Here is a 26,229-nt window from a genome sequence, read left to right as displayed (position 1 = left end):
GCATCCCATGGCACGCGCAGTAAGCACCCGCACCAAGGTCGGCTATACCATTGCCGCTTGGATCGTGGCCTTGGTGATCTTCTTCCCGATCCTCTACACGATCATCACCAGCCTCAAGACGGAACAGGAGGCCATTTCGGGCTTCAGCCTGATCCCGTCCTTCACCCTGTCCAGCTTCGAGGCGGTGCAGACCCAGAACAACTACTGGAAGCCCTTCACCAATTCGGTGATCCTGGCGGTGGGTTCGACCATCCTGGCGCTGATCGTCGCGATCCCGGCGGCCTGGGCTATGGCGTTCTCTCCCACCAAGCACACCAAGGACATCCTGATGTGGATGCTGTCCACAAAGATGATGCCCGCGGTCGCGGTGCTGGTGCCGATCTATCTGATCTTCCTGCGCACCGGGCTGATGGACACGCGGATCGGCCTGACGGTCATGCTGATGCTGATCAACCTGCCGATCGTGGTCTGGATGCTCTACACCTATTTCCGCGAGATCCCCGGAGAGATCCTGGAGGCCGCGCGCATGGACGGCGCCACGCTCAAGGACGAGATCCTGTACGTGCTGACGCCCATGGCGGTGCCGGGCATCGCGTCGACCATGCTGCTGAACGTTATCCTGGCCTGGAACGAGGCGTTCTGGACCATCCAGCTGACCACCACCAACGCCGCGCCCTTGTCGGCCTTCATCGCCAGCTTCTCCAGCCCGCAGGGGCTATTCTGGGCGAAACTCTCGGCGGCCTCCGTCATGGCCATCGCGCCGATCCTGATCATGGGCTGGTTCAGCCAGAAACAACTTGTCCGCGGCCTGACCTTCGGCGCGGTGAAATAAGGGGACCATCATGGGACGCATTACCCTTGAAGCAGTGACCAAGCGGTTCGGAGACGTCGAGGTCATCCCGCCCCTGAACCTGGACATCAACGACGGAGAGTTCGTGGTCTTCGTCGGCCCCTCGGGCTGCGGGAAATCCACCCTTCTGCGCCTGATCGCGGGGCTGGAGGACACGTCGGGCGGGCGCATCCTGATCGACGGCAAGGATGCCACCGACACGCCCCCGGCCAAGCGCGGCCTGGCGATGGTGTTTCAGTCCTATGCGCTGTACCCGCACATGTCGGTCAGAAAGAACATCGCCTTTCCGATGCGCATGGCGGGTGTGCCGCAGGACGAACAGGACCGCCGCATCACGGCGGCCGCCAAGGCGCTGAACCTGACCGATTACCTGGACCGCAAGCCGGGCCAGCTGTCGGGCGGCCAGCGCCAGCGCGTGGCCATCGGGCGGGCGATCGTGCGCGAACCGGCCGCGTTCCTGTTCGACGAGCCGCTGTCGAACCTGGACGCCGCCCTGCGCGTCGGCATGCGCCTTGAGATCAGCGAGCTGCACAACCGCCTGAAGACCACGATGATCTACGTCACCCATGACCAGGTCGAGGCGATGACCATGGCCGACAAGATCGTGGTCCTGCGCGCCGGCAACATCGAACAGGTGGGCAGCCCGATGGAGCTGTACCGCGCGCCCAGGAACCTGTTCGTCGCGGGCTTCATCGGCAGCCCCAAGATGAACCTGATCGACGGGGCGGCGGCCGCGGAATACGGTGCCCACACCATCGGCATCCGGCCCGAACACATCGCGGTGTCGCCCGATCACGGCAAGTGGCGCGGGCGCGTCGGCGTCAGCGAGCATCTGGGATCGGACACGTTCTTCTATGTCGAGGACACGGGTCTGGCCGACACCATCACGGTGCGTGCGGGCGGCAACATCGACCTGCATCACGGCGACACCGTCTGGCTGACCCCGGACGACGCGCAGATGCACCGTTTTGATGCCACGGGGGCGCGGGTGGCATGATGCTGTCGGAAAAGACCGCCCTGATCACCGGGGCCGCGCGCGGCATCGGGCTGGCATTCGCCCGCGCCTATCTGGATCAGGGCGCGCGCGTCGCCATCTGCGACATCAATCTGGAGGCCGCCCGCGCGGCGGCCGCGGGTCTGGGCGAGGGTGCCATCGCGGTGGCGCTGGACGTGACCGATCAGGCCAGCATCGACGCCTGCGTGGCCTCCGTGGAACAGCAGTTTGGCGGCATCGACATCCTGATCAACAACGCGGCCCTGTTCACCGCCGCCCCCATCGCCGAGATCACCCGCCCCGATTACGACCGCATCATGGCGGTCAACGTGTCGGGCACGCTGTTCATGATGCAGGCCGTCGCGCGGTCCATGATCGCGCGCGGTAAGGGCGGGCGGATCATCAACATGGCGTCCCAGGCCGGCCGCCGGGGCGAGGCGCTGGTCGCGGTCTATTGCGCCAGCAAGGCCGCGGTGATCAGCCTGACGCAATCGGCGGGCCTGAACCTGATCGCCCACGGCATCAACGTGAATGCCATCGCGCCCGGCGTCGTCGACGGCGAACATTGGGACGGCGTGGACGCGTTCTTCGCGAAATACGAAGGCAAGGCCCCCGGCCAGAAAAAGGCCGAGGTCGGCGCCGCCGTCCCCTTCGGCCGCATGGGCACTGCGGCCGACCTGACCGGCATGGCGGTGTTCCTGGCATCCGACGGGGCCGACTACATCGTGGCCCAGACCTACAATGTCGACGGCGGCAACTGGCTCAGCTGACTGCCGCACCCCCTGCAATTCCCGGCCCCCCGCGCGCATCCTGCGCCGCGGCCACGGGGCGATTTGACGAAAGGTCCGATCATGGCCATCCAACTGACTCAATCCGCGCTGGCCGGGCTGCCCGACACCGTGGCACGCCCCGCCTATGACCGCAGCGCCCTGACGGCGGGCATCCTACATGTGGGCGTGGGCAATTTTCACCGCGCGCATATGGCCTGGTATCTGGACCGGCTGTTCGCCCAAGGCCGCGACCAGACTTGGGCGCTGATCGGCGCGGGCGTGCGCCCGGGCGATGCCGCGATGCGTGAGCGGCTGGCCGCCCAGGACTGGCTGACCACGCTGGTCGAGCTGGACCCCGCGGGCCTGTCCGCACAGGTGCTGGGCTCGATGGTCGATTTCGTGGCCGTGGACCCCGCCGCCACCATCGCCGCGATGGCCGATCCGGCGATCCGCATCGTCTCGCTGACCATCACCGAGGGCGGTTATTACGTCGACGCCAAGACCGACGGCTTCGATGCCGGTCACCCCGACATGGTCCATGACGCAAGCGCGCCGGATGCGCCGCGCACCGTGTTCGGCATGATCCTGGCTGCGCTGCGGGCGCGGCGCGCGGCGGGGCATGCGCCCTTCACCGTCCTGTCCTGCGACAACCTGCCGGAAAACGGCCATGTCTGCGCGCGCACCCTGACGGGGCTGGCCCGCGCGCAGGACCCCGCGCTGGCCGACTGGGTTCAGGCCAACGTGGCCTTTCCGAACAGCATGGTCGATTGCATCACCCCGGCGACCAGCGACCGCGAGCGCGCCCTGGTCCGCGACCGCTTCGGCATCCAGGACGCCGCCCCCGTCGTCTGCGAGCCCTTCCGCCAATGGGTGCTGGAGGACAACTTCCCCCAAGGCCGCCCCGCGCTGGAGGCCGTGGGCGCCGAATTCGTCGCGGATGTCAGCCGCCACGAGCTGATGAAGCTGCGCATCCTGAACGGCGGTCATGCGGCCATCGCCTATGCCTCGGCGCTGCTGGGGCATCACTTCGTGCATGACGCGATGGCGGACGGGGACATCGCCGCCTGGCTGCGCGCGCTGGAGACGCGCGAGATCATCCCGACCCTGCAGCCCATTCCGGGCGTCAGCTATGACGAATACCTGGCGCTGATCGTCAGCCGCTTCTCGAACCCGGAAATCGGCGACACCATTCCGCGCCTGTGCCTGGACGGGTCGAACCGCCAACCGAAATTCATCCTGCCGACGCTGCGCGACCGGCTGACGGCGGGCGCGCCCATCGGCGGGCTGGCCCTGGAGCTGGCGCTGTGGTGCCGCTATTGCGAAGGCACGACCGAGGCGGGCGCGCCGATCGCACCCAATGACGACGCCCATGCGACGCTGCGCGACCATGCGCTGGCGGCAAAGGACGATCCGCAGGCGTTCCTGTCCCAGCACGCGATCTTTGGCGATCTGGCGGGGTCCGCGCCCTTGGTCGCGGCCTTCGGCGACGCGCTGGCCGCGTTGCGCCGGGACGGGGTGCGGGCGACGCTGGCGGCCTATGTCGCGGGCATGCCCCACCGCTGAAAACTGGCGGCCAGGTCAGGGCAATCGGCTGCGGCCTGGGCGGGCGTCAGGCCCGCGCCGGCCGCGGCCCAGGCATGGCGAATGGCGCGCACCCCCGCGGCCGGTCCGTTCGGATGACCGTGGATGCCGCCGCCGCCCAGATACATCAGGTCCAGCGTGCCGCCCGTGCGCGCCCAGGTCTGGAACGCCTGGCCGCCCCATTGCCCCGAACAGACCACCGGCAGCGCCCGGTCCGCCTCCGAGAAGATCGGCGTCGTGACGTCCGCAAAGGACCGCACGAAGCTGTCGTCGCCCTCCCAGTATTTTGCGCCGATGCCGTTGATCTGGAACTGATCGACGCCCAGAAGACGCCAGATCTTCTGCCAGGCGCGAAAGTCGAAGCCCAGGCCCGGATGGCGCGTCAGCAGGTCCCACCCGTTGCGATGCGCATGCAGGCACAACGCCGACCGCTTTCGCAGGAAGGCCATCGCCCCCGGCCCGATCGAATTGATGTTCACCACCGCCGCATTGCCGCCCCGTGCCACGACGTGATCGTGGCGTCGCATCATCACGTCCGGGTCCGCGGATGACAGGCCAAAGGCATACATCACCCGCTTGCCCGTCCGCTGTTCGTGATCGCGGATCACCGCCATGACGGCATCGACCCGCGCCTCGAAGGGGGAATAGGCGGGCGACATCATCTTTTCGTCGTCCTTGATGAAATCGACCCCGGCCTCGCACAGCGCGCGCACGACCTCGGCCGTCTGATCGGGGGTCAGGCCAAGCGAGGGCTTGATGATCGACGCGATGATCGGCCCTTCTGCGACCCCGGTCAGGCGGCGAGAGCCTTCGATGCCGAATTGCGGGCCCGGATGGGCCGCGAAATCGGGCGTCAGGTCAAAATCCAGCACCCGCATGCCGGTCAGGCCGCGCGCCGCGAAGAGGCCCCCCGTGGTGACCGTCAGCAGCGCCGCGATGTCGCCGCCGATGCTGTCGGGCGAAAAGGCGATGGTCGCGCGGGCGCGCCGCACCGGCCCCGAGCCTTCGGGCAGCGAGGGCTGGGGCAGGGGCTCCAGCAGGGTCACGTCCTCGACCCGGGCGGCGTGGCGGGCGCGCAGGGCGTCGGTCTCTCCGGGCAGGTCGGTGAAGGTGCCGGTGGACTGGTCGGCCGCGATCGTCTCGGCCATGGCGCGCGGGTCGCCCGGGGTCTCCAGCAGATAGGTGACGCGGATCATGGCTGCTCCTGATGTCGGGGGCCGCCGCCGTCGCGGATCCAGCCGAAATAATCGGTCGAGCCCATCTGCCCGCCCTTCAACGCGATCTCCAGCCCGTCATGCGGGCCGTCTCCATAAGCCCGGCACAGCGCCGCGCCGGGGATGGTGGGGGCCAGCGCGGTCAGGGCCGTCAGGCCCAGCTGCCGCATCGCATGGCCCGAGGTGTCGCCCCCCGAAATCACCGCGCGGCGGATGCCCGACCCGCGCAGCACCCCGTCCAGGATGCGGCCCAGCCCCTCTCCGATGCGCCGGGTGGCGGTTTCGGGCGCCATGCCGGAGGCGGCCAGCGCGTGGCGGAACGCGCCGACCTGTGCGCCGTCATGGCCCGCCGCCGAATGGCTCAGCGGGCTGGCGCCGTCACTTGCGGCGCGCAAGGCGGCGGTGGTCAGCCGCGCGACCTCCGCCGCCAGATCGGCCTCGGACCCGCAGGCGGCGCGCGCGTCGAAGGGCAGCAGCGCAAATCCGTGCCGCCCAGCCCACTCCAGCTGCGCCGCCGTCACCGGCGACACCGAGCCCGACACCGCCGCGATCCGCGCCACGCGCCCGGCCGAGGCGGGCGGGGGCGGCGCGGGCAGGGCGCCCGTCTGCTGCCAGTGGCGCACCAGCGCGTATTCGACCCCCTGGCTGCCCGCGACAAGGCCCATCCGCGCGCGGTTCCGCCAGATCAGCGCGCCCGCCGCGGCCTCGGATGCCGGGTCCATGCTGTCGATGGACAGGATGCGCGCGCCCTGGGTCAGTGCCTCCTCCAGCCGGGCCTGCGGGTCCGTGGCCAGCGCCTCCAAGTCGATCAGCGCGCCGGGCAGGTCGGTCTGCCCGGCCAGATGGGCCAGCAGGTCGGATTCGGCCATGGGCGTCGCGGGGTGGTGCGCCATGACCGGGTGCCGGTCCAGCCGGAACACCCCCTGCGGGCTGCCCGCGAAGAGATGCCCGAATGCCTGATAGCGGCGCATCGCGGGGGCGGCGGTCAGCAGGGGCACGGCCCGGGACGGGCGCACCGACAGCCCCGCCGCGATGGCCGCGCCGATCGAGCCCAGATGCGGCGCCGAGTCGAAGGTCGAGCAGATCTTGTAATGCAGGATCTGCGGCTGCAGCGCGTCCAGCGCGGCGAAGAGCGGCGGCAGGTGTTCGGCCATCCAGGCCGGTCCCTGCGCGCGGGCGGTCGTGGCCAGCCCCACTGCCGCGCAATCCGCGAACCGCGCCATGAGCGCACTGGAGGGCGGTTCGGTGAACAGGACCGATGGCAGGCCGGCGAACGTCAGCACCTCCATCACCGCGGCGGCGCCGGTGAAGTCGTCGCCCAGCCAGGCCAGCCGCAGATCGGTCATTCGCATCCCCTCTTGACGTCACGGAATAATTATCACCTCATCATACCAGTTAGGCAAGTGATTCCCGAAGGCCGGAGGAGACCGAGATGACCAAGGTGGCGCTGCTGGGGGCGGGCGGAAAGATGGGGGTGCGTCTGGCGACGAACCTGGCCCGGACCGATTTCGAGGTGGCCCATGTCGAGGTCAGCCCCGCCGGACAGGCCCGGCTGAAGGCCGAGACGGGGCTGGACTGCGTCCCGCAGGAGGCGGCGCTGGCGGGGGCCGAGGTGGTGATCCTGGCGGTGCCGGACACGGTGATCGGCAAGGTTGCGGGCGCGGTCGTGCCGCAGCTGGCGCCGGGCACGATGGTCGTGGTGCTGGACGCGGCCGCGCCCTTTGCGGGCCATCTGCCCGAACGGGCCGACATCACCTATTTCGTGACCCACCCTTGCCACCCGCCAATCTGGAACGACGAGGACACGCCCGAGGGCCGGGCCGACCATTTCGGGGGCGTCGCGGCCAAGCAGGGCGTGGTCAACGCGCTGATGCAGGGCCCGCGCGCGCATTACGCCCTGGGCGACAGCATCGCCCGCGCGATCTATGCCCCCGTCGCCCGCAGCCATGAGGTGACCGTCAAGCAGATGGCCATGCTGGAGCCGGGCCTGTCCGAGACGGTCTGCGCCTCGCTGCTGGCGGTGATGCGCGAGGCGCTGGACGAATGCGTCGCGCGCAGCGGCGTCAGCCACGACTGTGCCCGCGACTTTCTGCTGGGCCACATGAACATCCTGGGCGCGGTGCTGTTCAACGAGCGCGAGGGCGCCTTCTCGGACGCCTGCAACAAGGCGATCGAGTTCGGCAAGCCGATGCTGATGCGCGACGACTGGAAGCGCGTCTTCGACTGGGACGAGGTCGAGGCCAGCATCCACCGCATCACCTGACATCGCGCGGCGGGCGGGGGAGCGTCCGCCGCGATCACCAACACAAGGGAGGAGACCTTCGATGACCAAGATGATGACCGCCGCGTCGATGCTGGCCATGCTGCTGGGCGCGGGACCGGCGCTGGCCCAGGCCAAGGTGATGAACCTGGCCTTCACCCCGCCCGCCGACAGCCATTACGGCGACGCGGCCCGCGCCTTTGCCGAGACCATCGCGGAACGCTCGGACGGCGCCTTCGAGATCGCGCTGCGCCCGGCGGGCGCCCTGGGCGGCGAACGCGACGTGATCGAGGGGATGCAGATCGGCACGGTCGAGCTGGCGATTTCCTCGACCGGACCCATCGGCAATTTCGTCCCCGAGGTCTATGCGTTGGATTTCCCGTTCCTGTTCAATGACTACGCCAGCGCGCACGCGGTCCTGGACGGAGAGATCGGGCAGGAGCTGCTGGCCAGCTTCCAGCCGCACGGCATCGTGGGCCTGGCCTGGGCCGAGAACGGGTTCCGCCACATCACCAACTCGGTCCGTCCGATCCGCGAGCCGGCCGACCTGGCCGGGCTGAAGCTGCGCACGATGGAGAACGAGGTCCATATCGCGGCCTTCCGCGCCGCCGGGGCGGCCCCCACGCCGATGAGCTGGACCGAGGTGCTGACCTCGCTGCAGCAGGGCACCATCGACGGGCAGGAGAACCCCATTCCCATCGTCACCGCCAACAACATGTGGGAGATCCAGGACAACATCACCCTGACGGGCCATGTCTATTCGCCCGCCGTGGTGGCCATGTCCGCCATCCACTGGGACGGCCTTACCGAGGAGCAGCAGGGCTGGTTCGTGGAGGCCGCCCAGGCCGCCGCCGCCGCATCGCGCCAGACCGTCGCCGCGAACGAGGAATCGGGCATCGCCCTGATGCGCGAGAACGGGATGGAGGTGATCGACGGCATCGACAAGGCCGCCTTCGCCGCCGCGGTTCAGCCCGCCTATGACGAGTTCGCCGACCGCTATGCGCCCGAGCTGATCGCGCGCATCCGCGCGGCGCAGGACTAGGGCGTCCGGCGGGGCCGTCCGCGGCCCCGTCTTGCGAACGGGGACACCATCATGAGACATGTCGAAGCCTGGGCCGAGGGCGTCGTCCGGCTGGCCCACAACCTGGCCGCGCTGCTGCTGGCGGTGGCGACGGGGCTGGTCTTCTTCCAGGTCGTCACGCGCTTCGGCCTGGGCCATGCCGCAGGCTGGTCCGAGATCCTGGCCCGCGGGCTGATCATCTGGTCCACGCTGCTGGTCGCGGCGGCGGGCTTCCGTCTTGGCGCGATGATCCCCATCGACTTCATCCGCGGGCTGCTGCCCGCCCGCGCGCAGATCTGGGTGATCCGGCTGGTCACGCTGCTGACGCTGACCCTGCTGGCGGTGCTGGTCTGGCAGGGCTGGTCCATGACGCTGCGGGTGCAGGCGCAGCGGGTGGCGATGCTGGGCACCTCGATGAGCTGGTTCTATGCGGCGATCCCCCTGGGCGCGCTGATGGCCATTCCGGGCGTGCTGCTGCGCCATGTCGAACAGGAAAGGGAACGTCCGTGAACGCCGCTCTTGCCGCAGGCTTGGTGGGCCTTTTCGCGCTGTCCGTGCCGGTGGCGGTGTCCATCGCGCTGGCTTCGATCATCGCGATCCACTTCTTCTCGAACCTGCCGCTGCTGGTCGTGCCGCAGAAGATGTTCACCGGGCTGGACAGCTTTCCGCTGATGGCGGTGCCGTTCTTCATCCTGGCGGGCGCGATCATGACCCAGGGGGGTATTTCGGCCCGGCTGGTCGATCTGGTGAAATCCATGGTCGGCAACATCCAGGGCGGTCTGGCCAGCAGCTGCGTGCTGACCTGCATGCTGTTCGCGGCCATCTCGGGGTCGTCGGTGGCCACGACCTTCGCGGTCGGCTCGATCCTGATCCCGGCGATGCTGCGCCACGGCTATCCGGTGGGCATGGCCGGCGCGATCCAGGCGTCATCCGCCGAACTTGGCGTGATCATCCCGCCCTCGGTGCCGCTGATCCTCTATGCGGTCTCGACCGAGACCTCGATCACGCGGCTGTTCCTGGCGGGCATGGTGCCAGGGCTGATGATCGCCGCCGCGCTGGTCGTGATGGTCCAGATCTGGTGCCGGGTGAAGGGCCACGGCAAGCGGGACGGCGAGGGCCGCCAGGCCATCCTGCCCGCCGCGCGCCGCGCCTTCGGGGCGCTGATGATGCCGATCATCATCGTGGGCGGCATCTATGGCGGCGTCTTCACGCCGACCGAGGCCGCCGCCGTGTCGGTCATCTATGCGCTGATCCTGTCGATCTTCGTCTATCGCGAGCTGTCCTGGTCGGACCTGCCGGGCATCTTCCGCGCGGCGGCGGTGTCGTCCGGGGCGGTCATGCTGATCATCTCGGCGGCGGCGCTGTTCAGCTTCCTGATCAGCCTGTCGGGCCTGCCCGGCGCCGTCGGCACCTGGGCCCAGGAGAATTTCGGCAGCGCGCTGACCTTCCTTCTGGGCGTCAACCTGCTGCTGCTGGTCGTGGGCATGTTCATCGAGACCAGCGCCGCGATCCTGGTGCTGGCCCCGATCCTGACGCCGGTGGCGATCAGCTTCGGCATCGACCCGGTGCATTTCGGCATCGTCATCGTGGTGAACCTGGCGCTGGGCATGATCACGCCGCCCCTGGGGGTGAACCTCTTTGCGGCAGCCGCCGTGGCGAAGGTTCCGGTGCAGGCGCTGTTCCGGTCGCTGGTCTGGCCCATCGCCACGGTTCTGGTGATGCTGGCGGCGATCACCTATGTTCCCGCCATCTCCCTGGGGCTGGGCTGGTGGATGATGCCATGATCAAGGTCGGACTGATCGGCTGCGGCTTCTTCGCGGTGAACCAGATGCAGGGCTGGGCCGATGCCGAAGGGGCCTGCGTCACCGCGATCTGCGACCGCGACCCGGACCGGCTGGCCGCGATGGGCGCGCGCTTCGGCATCGCGCAGCGCTTTGACGACGCGGCGCGGATGATGCGCGAGGCGGATCTGGACGTGGTCGACATCGCCACGACCCTGCCCTCGCACCGCCCGCTGGTGATGGCGGCGGCCGAGGCCGGCCTGCACGCCATCTGCCAGAAGCCCTTCGCCGAGACGCTGGAGGATGCCCGCGCCATGGTCGACGCGATGGATCGCGCGGGCCGCGTCCTGATGGTGCACGAGAACTTCCGCTGGCAGTCGCCGATCCGCGCCGTGCTGGCCGCGCTGCGCGAGGGGGCGGTGGGCCGGCCCTTCTTCGGGCGGGTCAGCTTCCGGTCGGGCTATGACGTCTTCTCGGGGCAGCCCTATCTGGCGACCGATCCGCGCTTCATCATCCAGGATCTGGGCATCCATATCCTGGACATCGCCCGCGCCCTCTTCGGAGAGGTGGATCGCCTGTCGGCCAGCACCGCGCGCATCAACCCCGCGATCCGCGGAGAGGACGTGGCGACGATCCTGATGGATCACGCAGGCGGGGTCACCTCGGTCGTGGACTGTTCCTATGCGACGCGGCGGGAGGAGACCTTTCCCCAGACCCTGATCGAGATCGACGGCACCGAGGGCACGCTGCGGCTGGAGGCCGGATACCGGCTGGTCGTCGACCGCGGCGGCGACCGGCAGGTGCGCGACGTCTCGCCCTCGCTGCTGCCCTGGGCCGAACGGCCCTGGCACAACATCCAGGAAAGCGTCGCGCTGATCCAGCAGGACTTCGTGGCCTGCCTGCACGAGGGCCGGGTGCCCGAGACCTCGGGGCGCGACAACCTGGCCACGCTGGCCCTGGTCGAGGCCGCCTATGCCTCGGCCCGGAACGGCAGCCGGGTCCGGCCGTGACGCGGACGCTCTCCTGCGGGCCGGCGCGGCTGGTGCTGGAGGGTGACCGCCTGCGCCACCTGCATCTGGACGGGGTCGAGGCGATCCGCGGCCTGTCCTTCCTGGTCCGTGACCGCGATTGGGGCACCGTCGCGCCCCGCATCGACGATCTGCGCCTGTCCGACGGGCCAGACGGCCCGCGCATCACCTGGACGGCGCGGTATGACATGGGCACGGGCAGCGTGCGCGCCGCGCTGACGGTCGATCTGACGCCCGACGGATTGACCGCGCGGGCGGTGATTGGGGCTGAGGGGCAGGTCTGGACGAACCGCACCGGCTTCACGCTGCTGCATCCGATCACCGGTGTCGCGGGGGCGCCGGTCACGGTCGACCATGCGGACGGCCCGCCGGAGCAGGCGCGGTTTCCGGCGCTGATCGCGCCGTGGCAGCCCTTCATGGAGATCACCGGCCTGACCCATCAGGCAGGCGGCTGGCGCGTCCATTGCCGCTTCGACGGCGACATCTTCGAGATGGAGGATCAGCGCCAATGGGGCGATGCCTCATTCAAGACCTACAACCGCCCCCTGGCGCAGCCCTGGCCCTATCGTCTGGAGGGTGAGACCACTCAGACGGTCACTATCCGCTGGTCCCCGGCCGCGCCCATGGCCCCGGTCCCCGGCCCGCAGACCCGGGTGGCAAAGACGAGCTTTCCGCAGACGGCCCTGGCCCTGACCGGGGCGGATGCGGCGCATCTGGCCCGCGCGCCGCAGGATCTGGCCGCGATCGGGGCGCAGCGCCTGCTGTGCCATCTGGATGCGGCGGGTAACATCGCGCGCGACCTGGCCGGTTTTGCCGCGCTGCAGGCGGCGTTGCCCGGCCCGGCCTATGATCTGGCGCTGCTGGCGCTGTGCGACCCTCAGGTCGACCCGCAGGAGGAATTCGCCCGCCATGCCGCGGCGCTGGCGGCATCGGGGCTGGTCGCGGCCACGGTGCTGGTCCATGCCCGACCCGACCGGCAATCGACGCCGCCGGGGTCGGACTGGCCGCCCTGCGCGCCCCTGGCGCAGGTCCATGCGGCGGCGCGCGCGGCCTTCGCGGGGCACCCGGTGGGCGGGGGCGTGGCCACCTTCTTTCCCGAACTGAACCGCAAGCCACCGCCGCCGGGGGTGGCGGTCGTGACGCATGGGCTGTGTCCCATCGTGCATGCCGCCGACGATCTGTCGGTGGTCGAGGTGCTGGAGACGGTGCCGCATATCCTGGCCTCGGGGCGCGCCCTTGCAGGGGATGCGGACTATTGGCTGGGGCCCTCGACCATCGCCATGCGCCACAACCCCTATGGCAGCCGCACCATCCCCAATCCGGGGCGCGGGCGCGTCTGCATGACCGATGACGATCCGCGCCAGGACACCGGCTTCGCGGCGGCCTGGGCCTGTGGGCTGGCCGCGGCCATCGCGCCTGCGGGCCTGGCGGTGTGGACCCCGGCCGAGGTCCTTGGCCCGCGCGGCCTCTTCGCGGCGGACGGCCGTCCGCGCCCGGTGGCGGGGGTCGTGGCCGCGCTGGCGGTGCTGGCCGGTGCGCGCGTGCATGACGCGCAGTGGGGCGATCTGGCGCGGCTGCATCTGGGCGGGCGCGTCCTGCGCGCGAACCTGACGCCCGATGCGCGGGCGGGGCTGGCGCCCTGGGGCTGGGATCAGGACGACGCGCCGGATTTGCAGGCGGGCGCGGGGCGTCCTAAACCATGGGCATGATGCAACCGACCGACCCTTCCGACCGAATCGTCCGGCGCAAGCTGTCCGACCAGGTGTTCGACCGCCTGCGCGACATGATCGCCAGCGGAGAGCTGCCGCCCGGCGCGCCGCTGCCCTCGGAGCGCGACCTGATGGAGCGGTTCGGCACCGGCCGCCCCGCCGTGCGCGAGGCGCTGCAGCACCTGCACACCATGGGCCTGATCACCATCAGTCACGGCGAGCGCAGCCGCGTCAACGCGCTGAGCGCCGACAGCGTCCTCAGCCGCGTGGACGACGTGGCGCGGATGCTGCTGTCGTCGGAACCCGACCAGCTGGACCATCTGAAGCAGGCGCGGCGGATGTTCGAATGCGGGCTGGTGCGCATGGCCGCCCAGACCGCGACAGAGGCCGACGTGGCCGAGCTGTGCGCCCTGATCGCGGCGCAGCGCGACTGTCTGGGCGATGCGCCGCGCTTCGTCACCCAGGACATGGCGTTCCACGCCCGCATCGCGGCGATCTCGGGCAATCCGATCCTGGTCGCCACCAGCCAGTCGATGCTGCGCTGGCTGTTTCAGTATCACGGCGTGCTGCTGCACTGGTCGGGCAACGAACAGGTCACCCTGCGCGAGCACGCGGCCATCACCGACCTGATCGCCGCCCGCGACGCGGAAGGCGCGGTCGCCGCGATGCAGGCGCATCTGGACCGGTCGGTGGGTCTTTACGCGCATCAGAACGCCCAGGGGTGAGCGGGGCGCCCATCCTGCTGTTGGGGGCGGGGCATGCCAATCTGCTGGCGCTGCCGCCGCTGCGGGCCGCGCTGCCGGAGGCGGCCGTTCTGCTGGTAGACATGGCCGAGCACGCGACCTATTCGGGCATGTATCCCGGCCTGATCGCAGGCCATTACCGCGCCGACCAGCTGAGCATCGGGCTGGCGGATTTCGCCGCGGGGCACGGGGCGGGTTTTCTGCGCGCGCGTATCACCGGAATCGACCCGGTCGCGCGCCAGGTGACGGCCGTGCAGCCCTGCGGCACGGCGCAGCGTCTGGACTATGCCCAGGCCGCGCTGGATGTGGGCAGCCACGGCGGCATGCCTGAAATCGCGGGGTTTCGTGACCACGCGCTCGCCGTCAAGCCGCTGCGCGCCGATCTGCCGTTGCCCGACCGGGGCTTGCCGTCGGTCGTGATCGGCGGCGGCGTAGCGGGGGCCGAGATCGCGCTTGCCCTGTCCCATCGCCAGCGCGCGCCCGTCACTTTGGTCGAGACCGGGCCCCGCATCGCCGCAGCTTTGACGCCACGCGCCCGTACCCTACTGCGCCGCGCCCTGGACAGGGCAGGAATCGCGGTCCTGACGGAGGCGCGCGTGCATCGGGTCGCGGCCGATCACGTGGTGCTGGCCGACGGACGGCGGATCGACAGCGCCCTGACCCTGGGCATCGCCGGCGCACGTGCGCCGGACTGGCTGGCACGCGATCTGCCGGTGGACGAGGCGGGCTTTGTTTGCGTGGGGCCTTGCCTGCAGGTGCCTGGCCATCCCGACCTGTTCGCGGCCGGCGACTGTGCCTTCATGACCCATGCCCCGCGCCCAAAGGCCGGTGTCTTTGCCGTGCGCCAGGCGCCCGTGCTGGCGGCGAACCTGGCCGCGCGGCACCTGGGCCGCCCCGGCCGGGCGTTCCGGCCGCAGCGGGATTATCTAAAGATCATCTCGCTTGGCGGACAGGAGGCGCTGGCCCAGTGGCACGGCATCGTCCTGCAGGGCCGCTGGCTGTGGCGGGTCAAGGACCGGATCGACCGGGGGTTCATGGCGCGCCTGAAGGGCTAGCCCGTCGACGGCCGTCGGGATCGATCGATTTGGTCACGTTCGACGGCGGCGCGGTAACGGATCGGAAACCTGTGGCTGCTATCCCGGCGGGACAGACCTCTTTCCCGACCAAACCCCAAGAGAGGGGCAAGCATGCCGTTCCGTTCCATCTCCATCCGCGCCAAGCTGGCCCTGTCCGCCGCCGCGCTGACCGCCTTTGCCATCGTCGCCGTGATCGCGCTGACGACAAGCCTGATGACGCGCGATTCGGCCCGCGAATCCGAGGCGCATGCCGGCGCGCTGATGACCAGCTATGCCGCGACCATCGCGCAGGAGGTCGGCAGCGTCATCGACACCGTCCGCACCGGCGTCGCCGGGATCGAGGGGGCGATCGCCGACGATCCCGCAAATCGCGACGCACTGGCGTCCATCGTCACGACGATCCTGCGCACGCGTCCCGATCTGGTCGGCATGACGCTGGCGCTGGAACCCGACGCGCTTGGGCCGGATGGCGCCCATCTGGGCAGCCCCTATGCGGATGCCGCCGGGCGGTTCGTGCCGTATTTCTTCTACGCTCCTGACGGAAGCATCGGCATCGAACAGTTGGACATGCGCCCCGAGGCCGGGACCGACAGCTGGTACGACCGGCCGCTGCGCGAGGATCGCAGCCTGATCACGCCGCCCTATCTGTACCCCGTGAACGGCGCCGAGGTCCTGATGACCACCGTCAGCGGCGTCGTCCGCGACGGCACGCGGCTGGTGGGCGTGCTGACCGGCGACGTATCGCTGTACCGGCTGTCGGCGCGGATCGAGCAGCTGCGTCCCTTTGGCGACGGTCGCGTGCGGCTGGCCAGCTCCGGGGGGCTGTGGATCGCGCATGAGGACCGCGCGCTGCTGGGCCAGCCGGTGCAGGCTGCGGACCAGGCGTTGATGGCGGCGGGACCGATGCACTACGCCGAGGTGGACGGGCAACAGTCGATGGTCCTGACAGGGTCTGTCGCCTTTCCCGGCATGGACGAAAGCTGGACCCTGATGATGCATGTGCCGCGCGCGACCGTGATGGCGCATGTCACCCAGACGCGCGACCGGGCGGTGCTGACCGCGGCGCTGATGCTGCTGGGAACGCTGGTCGTCGTCTGGTTCGGCGCGCAGATCATCTCTCGTCCGATCGAGGGGATGACGGCGGCGATGACCCGTCTGGCGGATGGTGATCTGGAGACGCCGGTCCCCCATGCCGGCCGCGGCGACGAGATCGGGGCGATGGCCGGGGCGATGCAGGTGTTCCGCGACCGGGCGCTGACTGCCCGGCGTCTGGAGGCCGAGGCCGAGGCCGCGCGCGACGCCCGCGACCGCGACGCCCGCGCCGAGGCCGAGCGTCAGGCCCGCGTCGTGCGCGAGATCGGCACCGGGCTGGACCGGCTGGCGGCTGGCGATATGACGCATCAGATCGCCAGCCCCGCGCATGATCCCTTTCCGCAAGGCTATGATTCGCTGCGCCTGGCGTTCAATGGTGTCGTGGGCGGGCTGTCGGACACGATCCGACGCATCACCGACGTCGCCAACCAGGTGCGCGGCGGCGCGGACGAGATCAACATGGCCGCCGGAGAGCTGTCCAGCCGCGCCGAGACCCAAGCCGCCACGCTGGAACAGTCCGCCGCGGCCCTGAACCAGATGAACGAGAGCCTGCGCCAGACCGCCGAACGCGCCCGAGAGGCGGAGCGCGCCAGCGGCCAGAACCGCGACATCGCCCGGACCAGCGCGGCCGTCGTGGCCGATGCGGTCACCGCCATGCAGGGCATCCAGCGGTCGTCGGAACAGATCACCCGCATCATCGGCGTCATCGACGACATCGCGTTCCAGACCAACCTGTTGGCCCTGAACGCGGGCGTCGAGGCTGCTCGTGCCGGAGAGGCGGGTCGCGGCTTTGCAGTCGTGGCCTCCGAGGTGCGGGGCCTTGCGCAGCGCGCGGCGGAATCCGCGCGCGAGGTACGTGGCCTGATCTCGCAAAGCGCGGCGCAGGTCAGGACCGGGTCCGATCTTGTGGGCCGGACGGGCGACAGCCTGGGGATCATCCTGCAGAAGGCGTCGGACGTGTCCGAACAGATCGCGGCCATCGCCCTGGCGACCGCCGAACAGTCCATCGGCCTGTCCGAGATCAACAGCGGCGTGAACCAGTTGGACCAGGTGACCCAGCAGAATGCCGCGGTGGCGGAACAGGCGACGGCGGCGTCCATGTCGCTGCGCCAGCAGGCCCAGGTCCTGTCGACCGAGATGGGGGCATTTACCGTGACCGACCAGGCACCGCCCGCCCAACGCCCGTCTCTTGCACCGGACTTTGCGGTCGAGGCGCGCCCGATCCGGGTCGCGGCCCCGGCCGGTCGAGGGCAGATGCTGGAGTTCTAATGCCGCGCGACGCCGCCCGCATAAGCGCATGCTTGTGCGGGCGGGCGATTCGTGGTATGCGCCGACCTGCGGACCGGGCCCCTCTGGCAGCATGATCGTCACGATCGGCTGCGATGTCGGACCGCATCGAGCGTGCTCGGTGCATCGGTGGCCCTTCCGTCGTCCCTTGCCCCGCACATTTTCAGTCTTGCGAGGGCATCGTGGAACTTCTTCTAAGCGAATTCTTGGGCAAGCCCATCTGGATGTGGCTGCTTTTCATGGGGCTGGTCATCGCCCTGCTGGTCTTCGACCTGGGGGTCCTGAACAAGGACGACCATGAGATCGGGATCGCCGAAAGCCTCAAGCTGTCGGCCATGTACATCACCTTGGGCATCGCCTTTTCGGGCTTCATCTACTGGACGATGGGCGGGGAGGCCACGGCGCAGTACCTGACCGCGTTCATCGTCGAGAAGACATTGGCGATGGACAACATCTTCGTCATCGCGCTGATCTTCAGCTTTTTCGCGATTCCGCGCGAATACCAGCACCGCGTGCTGTTCTGGGGCATCTTGGGCGTGATCCTGCTGCGCGGCATCATGATCGGCTTGGGCGCGACCATCGTCGAGAACTATCACTGGGTTCTGTACCTGTTCGCGGCCTTCCTGATCTTCACCGGCATCAAGATGCTGTTTGCCAGCGACGATCACACGGACATGGCCGACAACAAGGCGCTGAACTGGCTGCGCCGCCGCATGCGCGTCACGGACGAGCTTCACGGCCATGCCTTCACGGTCAAGATTCCCGATCCCAAGACCGGCAAGCTTGTCCGCTGGGCCACGCCCCTGCTGCTGGCGCTGATCGTGATCGAGATCGCGGACCTTGTCTTCGCCGTCGATTCGGTTCCCGCGGTGTTCACCATCACCACGGACCCGTACCTGGTTTACACCTCGAACATCTTCGCGATCCTGGGCCTGCGGGCGCTGTACTTCGCGTTGGCCGCGATCCTGCACCGCTTCGCCTATCTGAAATACGCCCTGTCGATCCTGCTGATCTTCATCGGTTCCAAGATCTTCATCGCGGACCTGATGGGCTGGGAGAAGTTCCCGCCGTCCTGGTCGCTTGGGATCACGTTCTTCATCCTGACGGTGGGCGTGGTCGTGTCGCTGGCCAAGACCCGCGGCCAGTCTCCCGAACCGCTGTCCTTCGGCGAGAACCGGAACTGACCCGGACCATCTGCTTTCCGCGTCGGCGCCCGAAAGGCCGCCGGCGCAAGTTCCGCTGTTCCCATAGCGTGATGACGAAACATTCCGAACGCGCACAGTGACCTGTCTTGGACGCAGAGAAGGCGCACATGGGTGATCGTACCATGTAGTCTAATCGTCAAGATTACCGAGCCGGGAAAAAATTTCATCCCGCCGTCATTAGGCAGTAATTTTAGATCGCCTTTAATCGGTCGCATCGGTTCCGAGCATGATGATTGGCTTCGTCCCTGGTCCAGGCTTCATTCTCGGCGTCAAAGTAAGTCGTACTCGTGACGCTATCGGGCGACATCCGAGTTCCGACAAGTCAGTGTCCTCTCGCGCGTCCGTAGCTGGACGCCAGCAAGACCGCGGATTGAGTATGGATGCTGCGGCACAATTCGATGATAACCGGTGACGGCATCATGGGATAAGACACGTTTCCATCGGCGCTTTTTCCTGTTCCGCTTTCTTTAAATTCAGCCCTTTTGTCGGTTTTGCGATGGGAGAGAGGAACGCGCGAACCATGCAGGGATTTGCTGGTTAGGCCTACAGAGCATGCTATCCAAAAAAGTGATATGCATGCATGTCGCGTCGTTAGGACGGCTACGCTGCCATGGTCTCCGTGCGACTGACTAGTCTCGCCTCGACAAGAACGTGAATGCTTTCTCTGCCGAGAGGCGTAGGAATGAAGGCATCCGTTGATCGTTCACCACCGTGCCTTTACACAGGTCAATCCGACGAAAGCGGTTTATTGGCTGCATACTGTCGGCCCGAATGAAGGCAAGGCCCTCTGGCAGGTTTGTCACGACGTGCGACGACGCCGGACGTCGTGTTCCGTCGTTTCACCAAAAGCACAATTACAACTGCCATAACGTCCGTTTGTCAGGGCAGCATACTGTCTTGACATTATCGACGCACGACCGGAGCAATCTTGTCGTTATCATTACGTTGGTCACGGTCCTACTGTAAAACCGCGCTTAGGCCGTAGTACCTTGGCTGGACGGAACTGGCTGCCCGTCGATGGGTCACCTCAGCGAACCAAGGCGTGAGATTAGCATCAGCAACAATCCAGACCCGGAATTCAGATGCTGACTTGCTTTTCTGCAGCGCCGGATCCAATGCAGGGCGGCTAGGAATCACCGCTATAGTGTCTCGCAAAAGCATCTGCAGAACGGCGTGTTGCATAGATATGCGACTGCTGGCACGGGCGGCACCAGTCATCGTCGTTCAACCATGGACCGTTCAATAACCGCGACTGTGCCCAAGGAATTCCCGGCGCGAGGTCAGGATCTTTTGTGGCGCTGGTATCTGCACCGACCCACGCATCTGTCAGCGCTCGCCGGAGCGCCGGGCTTGGGTAGGTAGAGACCGACGGGGAGCGCGGGTCGGTGCGGTCCTTACAGCTGCGCCAGAACGGCCGTGGTGATGGCGTCGGTGGTGTCGCGGCCGGGGCGGGTGCCGATGCCGCGGATGGTGGCGGCCTCCAGTGCGGCCATGATGCGGGCGGCGGGGGCCGTCTGGCCCAGGTGGTCCAGCATCATCGCCGCCGACCAGAACGCCGCCATCGGGTTGGCGATGCCCTTGTCCGCGATGTCGGGGGCAGAGCCGTGGACCGGTTCGAACATTGAGGGGTTGCGGCGCGTCGGGTCGATGTTGGCCGAGGCCGCGAAGCCCAGGCCGCCCTGGATGGCCGCGCCCAGATCGGTCAGGATGTCGCCGAAGAGGTTCGAGGCGACCACCACGTCCAGGCTCTCGGGGGCCATGACCATCCGTGCGCACATTGCGTCGATGTGGTAGCGGGTGACAGCGACGTCCGGATAGTCGGCGGCCAGTTCGTCGGTGACCTCGTCCCAGAAGACCATGCTGTGGCGCTGTGCGTTCGACTTGGTGACCGAGGCCAGCTTGCCCCGCCGCGCCTGCGCCTGTTCGAAGCCGAAGCGCAGGATGCGTTCGACGCCCGCGCGGGTGAAGATCGAGGTCTCGACCGCGACCTCGTCCGGGGTGCCCTGGTGGACGCGGCCGCCAGCGCCGGAATATTCGCCTTCGGTGTTCTCGCGGATGCAGAGAATGTCGAAATCGCGGGTCTTCAGCGGACCCTCGACGCCGGGCAGCAGGCGGTGCGGGCGGATGTTGGCGTATTGGACGAAGGCCTTGCGGATGGGCAGCAGCAGCCCGTGCAGCGACACGGCATCGGGCACGCGGGCGGGCCAGCCCACGGCGCCCAGGAAGATGGCGTCGAAGCCGCGCAAGGTCGCGATGCCGTCCTCGGGCATCATGCGGCCGTGCTGCAGGTAATGATCGCAGGACCAGGGAAAGCTCTCGGTCGCGATGTCGGCGCCGCTGGCCTCCATGACGCGCAGGGCGGCCTCGGTCACGGGAATGCCGATGCCGTCTCCGGGGATCAGGGCGATGCGGTGGGTCATGGAAGGCTCCTCAGATTTCATTCGGCACGGTCTTGTGTTGGCCACGTTCGCGACAGGCCGTGCAGCCCGGATCGCTGCCGATGCCCGGTTACCCGCAGTCCCTGGCCGGCAGAGCATGATCGCACCAGCGACCATGGCGGTTGATCCGGACCGTGCCTGTCCGGAGCCGCCGCATGGCCGGTGACGGGGCGCGTGTAAAGTGCCGGCGCAAGGACCCTAGGTCGGATAGGCCGACAGGTCCATGGCCTGACCCGCGTCTTCAAAGCTGCACGGCGTCGAAAGCCCTCGTCCGGATGAAGTGCCAGTCAGGTGTCGCGTTCGACCGGAATGCCCGGGACGCGGAGATGTCCGGGGCTGTACATCCTTGATTGCCCGACCACCGCCTAAGCGGAGCACCGCGCGTAGATTCCGCAATCATCGTCACGGAAAGCGATGGGCGGGGCGGCACTGTCACGTATGGCATCCCGTGGAGGGAGTACTGGGCACGAGCAGCACGCAGGAAGCAAGGGCCGGTCGATCACACGACCCCGCGGGTGGGCAATGCTTTTGAGATCACACACTTCAAGATGCAGCGACGATCGACTGGCCTGCCGCTATTGCCCCATCTCAGAATAGGGAAATACAGTCGTGCGGGGCGACTGATCCGGTTTGTCCCATGATCTTTAGGCAGAAATGGCAGCGCCGGGCGGGGACGAGGTTCGGCGGCCCGTCTGCGAGGGCCGTTGCACGCGGATTGCGTCCCACGGGGGGTCAGGGGGCTGCGCGCCCCCGGACCCCCCGTGGGTGCACGGTGACGCCAGTGGTTCCGTATGAACCGCATCGTTTTGGACATTCTTGCATTCGACCGGTCTGCGGACGGACGACGCGTTGCGGGATATTGTGCACTTTAAGGATAGGGCAGGAGCACATCGTGACATCTGGAACCGGTGCCGACATGACGGCGCCCGAAAGCGAGGGGGGTGCGTTGAGCGCGCTTTTGCCGGCGCTGGCGCTGGCGCTGGCGGGGCTGGTCGCGCTGGCGGGCCATGCATTGACCCGCCCGGGCGCGCCGGGACAGTTCCTTGTCATGACCCGTCCCGGCCTGCATCGGGCGCAGGTTCTGGACCTGGTCCATGCCGCCGGGGGCGGGGTGATCGCCTTTGGCGCGCTGCCCGGCCTGTCGATCGTGCTGTCGGGCGACGAGGGGTTCGAGGACCGCGTCCGCCAGCGGGGTGCATGGCTGGTGCTGCCCGCGCCGGGATCTTTGGGATGCGTCGCGTCGGACGCGGAGGGGGCACGATGAACGTCGAACTGAACGCGCTGCGGGCGCGCTATGGCCGGATGCTGGTCACGCTGTTCTGGGCGCATGTCCCGGTGATCGGCCTGGCTGCGGCGTGGGTGGGCAGCATGTCACCGCTTACGGCGATGGCGCTGGCCGGGGGGCTTGCCGCGCTTTATCACCTGCTGTGGAGGCTGCGCCGCACCCGTCCGGTGGCGCGCAACATCGCCGCTGTGGCCCTGGTGGGCGAGCCTGCGCTGTTCCTGCTGGTGTTCGAGGGGCACGCCTGGCAGATGGACATGCACATGTATTTCTATGCCGTGCTGGCGCTGAACCTGGCATGGTTCGACCGGTCGGCCCTGATCATGTCGGCGGCGGCGATCACTGTGCATCATCTGGTGCTGTTCTATCTGCTGCCGAATGCCGTGTTCTCGACCGACGGCGACGTGGCGCGGGTGCTGCTGCACGGGGCCATCGTGGCGTTTCAGACCGCTGTTCTGGTCTGGGTCAGCGACAAGGTCGTCCAGTCCTTCGACCGCATCGGCAAAATGAGCGACGAGATCGTGGCAAAAAGCGCCGCGCTGGAGGAACGCACCCGCGAAGCCGAGGAGGCGAACCGCACCAAGAGCATGTTCCTGGCCAACATGAGCCACGAGATCCGCACCCCCATCAACGCCATCCTGGGCTTTTGCCACCTGGTCCAGAGAACCACGCTGGAACCGCGCCAGCGCGAGCATGTCAGCCGGATCAGCACCGCGGGGGGCGTCCTGTTGCGTCTGATCAACGACCTGCTGGACTTTTCCAAGAACGAGGCGGGGGCACTGACCCTGGAGGCGCGGCCCTTCGACCTGCGTTCGGCGATGTCGTGCCAGGTCCAGATGGTGGCCGACACCATGGCCGCCCGCCGCCTGACCTTGCGCCAGGAGATCGACGAACGCCTGCCTGAGATGCTGGTCGGGGACGAGCTGCGCCTGAACCAGGTGCTGCTCAACCTGTTGAGCAACGCCACCAAGTTCAGCGAGGATGGAGAGATCGTGCTGACCGCCCGCCTGGTCGAACGGCAGGACGACCAGGCCCGGGTCGAGATCTCGGTCAGCGATTGCGGCATCGGCATGACGCCCGACCAGGTGGGCCGGCTGTTCACGCCGTTCACGCAGGCCGACAGCTCGACCACGCGGCGGTTCGGGGGGACGGGGCTGGGGCTGGCGATCTGCAAGCAGATCGTCCAGCAGATGGACGGCTGGATCCGCGCGGAGAGCGTGCCGGGGCAGGGCAGCCGGTTCACCTTCTCGCTGTGCCTGGGGATCGGACAGGTAGACGCCGCCGAAGCGATCCTGCCCTGCAGCGCGATCCGCGCCCTGCGCATCCTGATCGCGGATGACAGCCCCATCGCGCTGAAGATGCTGGAGGCGATCTTTGCCCGCTGGCAGATCCGGGTGATCTTGGCGCCCTCGGGCCGCGCGGCGCTGGACATGGTGCAGGCGGCGGATCAGCGGGGCCATCCCTATGACCTGGTGATCCTGGACTGGAAGATGCCCGATCTGGACGGGCTGCAGACGCTGCGCGCGCTGCGGCGGGTGGGTCTGCGGAGGATGCCCGCCACGATGGTGATGACCGCGCACGGCGTCGACGCCGTCATGGCCGAGGCCGGCGGAGAGACGATCGACCTGTTCCTGGCCAAGCCCATCAACGCGCGCAACCTGCTGGATGCGCTCAAGCAGCTGCCCGGGCTGGCCGAACGCCATGTCCCCGAGGTCGCGCCCGACCTGCCCGCCGCCCCCCTTCTGCCCGAGGCGATGCGCGGTCAACGCGTGCTGCTGGTCGAGGACAATCCGATCAACCAGGAGATCGCGGTCGCGCTTTTGGGCGACGCGGGCCTGCTGGTCGATTGCGCCGAGAACGGGCTTGTCGCCTGCCGGATGGTCGAGGCCGGTGCGGCGGGCTATGCCGCCGTGCTGATGGACATGCAGATGCCGGAGATGGACGGGCTGACCGCCACGCGGCAGATCCGCCTGACGCACACGGCCGAGGCCCTGCCCATCATCGCGCTGACCGCGCATGCCTATGACGACGAACGCCGCGCCTGCATGCAGGCGGGGATGTGCGATCACGTGACCAAGCCCGTCGATCCCGCGCGTCTGATCGCGGTGCTGGCACGGCACATGCGGATCGTGCCCACCGCCGCCGCACCGGCCCCGCGGGCCGAGGGTGTGGGCGCCGCGGACCTGCCCGACCACCTGCCGCCCTTCGACATCCCCGCCGCGCTGGCGCGGGTGAACGGCAAGCGGCCGCTGCTGCGCCGCCTGATCCTGTCCTTTGCCGAGGGGAACCGCGATGCTGTCGCGCAGATCGCACAGCTGATCGCCGACGGACGACGCCAAGACGCGCATCGCGCCGCCCATACCCTGAAGGGGGTCGCGGCCTCGCTGGAGCTGCCCCGGATCGCGGCCCTTGCCGGGCAGATCGAGGCGTTTCTGCAGGCCGATGACACGACCGGCATCGACGCGCTGTTGGCGCAGCTGTCCGGCCCGCTGGCTGCGGCGATCGCCGCCGCCGACAGCCTGACCGCCGGGGCGGGCACGCCCCATGCGGCCGCGTCGTCGCCCGCCCCGGCCGGCGACAGCGCGCGGATCGCCCAGCTGCGCGGCCATCTGCGCGACCAGGTCCGCCGTCGCAGCATGGCCGCCCGTGCCAGCTTTGACGCGCTGGCCGAGGCGCTGCAGCTGGACCGCATGGCGATGGACGACCACCCCGTGCGCCGCGCGCTGCTGCGGCTGGATTATGCCGCGGCGGATGCGCTGCTGAACGGCCCCCACCCCGACACCGGTCAACCAGGGATATGAACATGGACAACCGCCCCGTCATCCTTGTGATCGACGACGAACCCGCCAACATCGAGATCGTCACCGCCGTGCTGGAGGACGAATACGAGATCTGCTTTGCCCTGTCCGGCGAACAGGCCGTGCAGGTGGCCCGCGAAAGCAGGCCGGACCTGATCCTGCTGGACGTGGTGATGCCCGGCATGGACGGCTATCAGCTGTGCCGCATCTTCAAGGCCGATCCGCTGCTCAGCGACATTCCGGTGATCTTCGCCACCGCCCTGGGCGATGACGAGGCCGAGTTGCGCGGGTTGGCCGTCGGTGCGATCGACTATGTCACCAAGCCGATCCGCCCGGCCGCCCTGCAGCGGCGCGTGCGCAACCACGTCCAGATGAAGCGGATGCGCGACCAGTTGACCGAACAGGCGCTGCGCGATCCGCTGACGGGGCTGGCCAACCGGCGCATGCTGGAACGCCGCCTGCAGGCGGAGCTGCACCGGCAGGCGCGCGACGGCGGCCTGATCGCGGTGCTGATGCTGGATATCGATCACTTCAAGGGCTTCAACGACAGCTATGGCCACCCCGAGGGGGACATCTGCCTCAAGGCCGTGTCGCAGGCGCTGGCGCAGGCGATCCGCCGGTCGGGCGACCTGTGCGCGCGCTACGGCGGCGAGGAGTTCGCCTGCATCTTGCCCGGCACCGACCTGGACGGCGCCCTTCACCTTGCCGAGACGATGCGCGCCGGCGTCGAGGCGCTGGCCATCCCGCACCGCGCGTCGCAGGTGGGGCAGGTGGTGACGATCAGCATCGGCGTCGCGTCGGGGCGTTGCGACATGGGCAGCGACAATGCCTTCTGGCTGACCGGGGCCGACCGGATGCTGTATCGCAGCAAGCTGGCCGGGCGGAACCGCGTCAGCGGACAGGTGATGAGCGCCGATCACCCGCTGCGCGACGCGTCCGCGCTGGACGGGCCGGTCGTCGGGGATGTCAGGGCGGGCTAGGCCCTTCCCGTCGCGCAGGCCGTCAGATTGGCATTGAATGCCGGACGGGCCTGCGGCAGGCTGCATGACATGCAACCCCGC

20 protein-coding genes are annotated in these 26,229 nt (G+C 68.5%); 17 read left to right on the top strand and 3 right to left on the bottom strand.

Going from position 1 to position 26,229, the window contains the following annotated elements:
• Positions 1 to 7 precede the first annotated feature (7 nt).
• The 4 genes from LZ686_RS03865 to LZ686_RS03850 all read left to right on the top strand — a co-directional run bounded on the left by LZ686_RS03865 (position 8) and on the right by LZ686_RS03850 (position 4,177).
• Positions 8 to 832, top strand: a complete 825-nt coding sequence (locus LZ686_RS03865; protein WP_045982117.1) for a carbohydrate ABC transporter permease — start codon at positions 8 to 10, stop codon at positions 830 to 832.
• Positions 833 to 842: 10 nt separating this feature from the next.
• Positions 843 to 1,847, top strand: a complete 1,005-nt coding sequence (locus LZ686_RS03860; RefSeq protein WP_045982118.1) for an ABC transporter ATP-binding protein — start codon at positions 843 to 845, stop codon at positions 1,845 to 1,847.
• Entirely contained in the window at positions 1,844 to 2,614 is a 771-nt protein-coding gene (locus LZ686_RS03855; RefSeq protein ID WP_349547040.1) for an L-iditol 2-dehydrogenase, read from the top strand. The genes LZ686_RS03860 and LZ686_RS03855 overlap by 4 nt, the downstream gene beginning before the upstream one ends.
• An 81-nt stretch (positions 2,615 to 2,695) precedes the next feature.
• Complete coding sequence (locus LZ686_RS03850) at positions 2,696 to 4,177, top strand: mannitol dehydrogenase family protein (protein ID WP_349547039.1); 1,482 nt, start codon at positions 2,696 to 2,698, stop codon at positions 4,175 to 4,177.
• Here LZ686_RS03850 and oiaX read toward each other — a convergent pair.
• Positions 4,150 to 5,391 carry a 3-oxo-isoapionate-4-phosphate decarboxylase OiaX gene (gene oiaX, locus LZ686_RS03845; protein WP_349547038.1) on the bottom strand — a complete coding sequence of 414 codons (1,242 nt, stop codon included), beginning with the start codon at positions 5,389 to 5,391 and terminating at the stop codon, positions 4,150 to 4,152. The genes LZ686_RS03850 and oiaX overlap by 28 nt on opposite strands.
• Complete coding sequence (locus LZ686_RS03840) at positions 5,388 to 6,755, bottom strand: four-carbon acid sugar kinase family protein (RefSeq protein WP_349547036.1); 1,368 nt, start codon at positions 6,753 to 6,755, stop codon at positions 5,388 to 5,390. The genes oiaX and LZ686_RS03840 overlap by 4 nt, the downstream gene beginning before the upstream one ends.
• Before the next feature lie 86 nt (positions 6,756 to 6,841).
• Here LZ686_RS03840 and LZ686_RS03835 point away from each other — a divergent pair, with 86 nt between their 5' ends.
• The 10 genes from LZ686_RS03835 (at position 6,842) to LZ686_RS03790 (ending at position 18,629) form a co-directional block, all read left to right on the top strand.
• Positions 6,842 to 7,672 (top strand): phosphogluconate dehydrogenase C-terminal domain-containing protein, encoded by an 831-nt coding sequence (locus tag LZ686_RS03835; RefSeq protein WP_349547035.1) that lies wholly within the window; start codon positions 6,842 to 6,844, stop codon positions 7,670 to 7,672.
• 61 nt (positions 7,673 to 7,733) lie between these two features.
• Positions 7,734 to 8,711, top strand: a complete 978-nt coding sequence (locus tag LZ686_RS03830; RefSeq protein WP_349547034.1) for a TRAP transporter substrate-binding protein — start codon at positions 7,734 to 7,736, stop codon at positions 8,709 to 8,711.
• Positions 8,712 to 8,762: 51 nt separating this feature from the next.
• Complete coding sequence (locus LZ686_RS03825; protein WP_349547033.1) at positions 8,763 to 9,239, top strand: TRAP transporter small permease; 477 nt, start codon at positions 8,763 to 8,765, stop codon at positions 9,237 to 9,239.
• A complete protein-coding gene (locus LZ686_RS03820) occupies positions 9,236 to 10,513 on the top strand; it encodes a TRAP transporter large permease (protein ID WP_349547032.1) in 1,278 nt (425 codons plus the stop codon). The genes LZ686_RS03825 and LZ686_RS03820 overlap by 4 nt, the downstream gene beginning before the upstream one ends.
• A complete protein-coding gene (locus LZ686_RS03815; RefSeq protein WP_349547031.1) occupies positions 10,510 to 11,520 on the top strand; it encodes a Gfo/Idh/MocA family protein in 1,011 nt (336 codons plus the stop codon). Before LZ686_RS03820 ends, LZ686_RS03815 begins: the two co-directional genes overlap by 4 nt.
• Positions 11,517 to 13,247 carry a D-apionate lactonase family protein gene (locus LZ686_RS03810; RefSeq protein ID WP_349547030.1) on the top strand — a complete coding sequence of 577 codons (1,731 nt, stop codon included), beginning with the start codon at positions 11,517 to 11,519 and terminating at the stop codon, positions 13,245 to 13,247. Before LZ686_RS03815 ends, LZ686_RS03810 begins: the two co-directional genes overlap by 4 nt.
• Complete coding sequence (locus LZ686_RS03805) at positions 13,238 to 13,972, top strand: transcriptional regulator NanR (protein ID WP_349547029.1); 735 nt, start codon at positions 13,238 to 13,240, stop codon at positions 13,970 to 13,972. Before LZ686_RS03810 ends, LZ686_RS03805 begins: the two co-directional genes overlap by 10 nt.
• Entirely contained in the window at positions 13,969 to 15,045 is a 1,077-nt protein-coding gene (locus LZ686_RS03800; protein WP_349547028.1) for an FAD-dependent oxidoreductase, read from the top strand. The genes LZ686_RS03805 and LZ686_RS03800 overlap by 4 nt, the downstream gene beginning before the upstream one ends.
• 132 nt (positions 15,046 to 15,177) lie before the next feature.
• Complete coding sequence (locus LZ686_RS03795) at positions 15,178 to 17,427, top strand: methyl-accepting chemotaxis protein (protein WP_349547027.1); 2,250 nt, start codon at positions 15,178 to 15,180, stop codon at positions 17,425 to 17,427.
• Positions 17,428 to 17,627: 200 nt separating this feature from the next.
• Complete coding sequence (locus LZ686_RS03790; RefSeq protein ID WP_349547025.1) at positions 17,628 to 18,629, top strand: TerC family protein; 1,002 nt, start codon at positions 17,628 to 17,630, stop codon at positions 18,627 to 18,629.
• A 1,415-nt stretch (positions 18,630 to 20,044) separates the two neighbouring features.
• Here LZ686_RS03790 and LZ686_RS03785 read toward each other — a convergent pair.
• Positions 20,045 to 21,070, bottom strand: coding sequence for a tartrate dehydrogenase (locus tag LZ686_RS03785; protein WP_349547024.1), 1,026 nt, complete (start codon positions 21,068 to 21,070; stop codon positions 20,045 to 20,047).
• A 910-nt stretch (positions 21,071 to 21,980) separates the two neighbouring features.
• On the opposite strand from LZ686_RS03785, the gene LZ686_RS03780 reads away from it, so the two are divergent.
• The 3 genes from LZ686_RS03780 to LZ686_RS03770 are packed head-to-tail and all read left to right on the top strand — an operon-like array spanning position 21,981 to position 26,148.
• Complete coding sequence (locus tag LZ686_RS03780; RefSeq protein ID WP_148912012.1) at positions 21,981 to 22,352, top strand: hypothetical protein; 372 nt, start codon at positions 21,981 to 21,983, stop codon at positions 22,350 to 22,352.
• Entirely contained in the window at positions 22,349 to 25,171 is a 2,823-nt protein-coding gene (locus tag LZ686_RS03775) for a response regulator (RefSeq protein WP_349547023.1), read from the top strand. Before LZ686_RS03780 ends, LZ686_RS03775 begins: the two co-directional genes overlap by 4 nt.
• A gap of 2 nt (positions 25,172 to 25,173) precedes the next feature.
• Positions 25,174 to 26,148 (top strand): diguanylate cyclase, encoded by a 975-nt coding sequence (locus LZ686_RS03770; protein WP_218062288.1) that lies wholly within the window; start codon positions 25,174 to 25,176, stop codon positions 26,146 to 26,148.
• Positions 26,149 to 26,229 lie beyond the last annotated feature (81 nt).

It is taken from the genome of Paracoccus sp. NFXS7, assembly GCF_040148865.1.
Lineage (GTDB): Bacteria > Pseudomonadota > Alphaproteobacteria > Rhodobacterales > Rhodobacteraceae > Paracoccus > Paracoccus marcusii.
The sequence above is the reverse complement of the archived record's forward strand: the minus strand, read 5'-3'. Positions and strand labels throughout refer to the sequence as shown.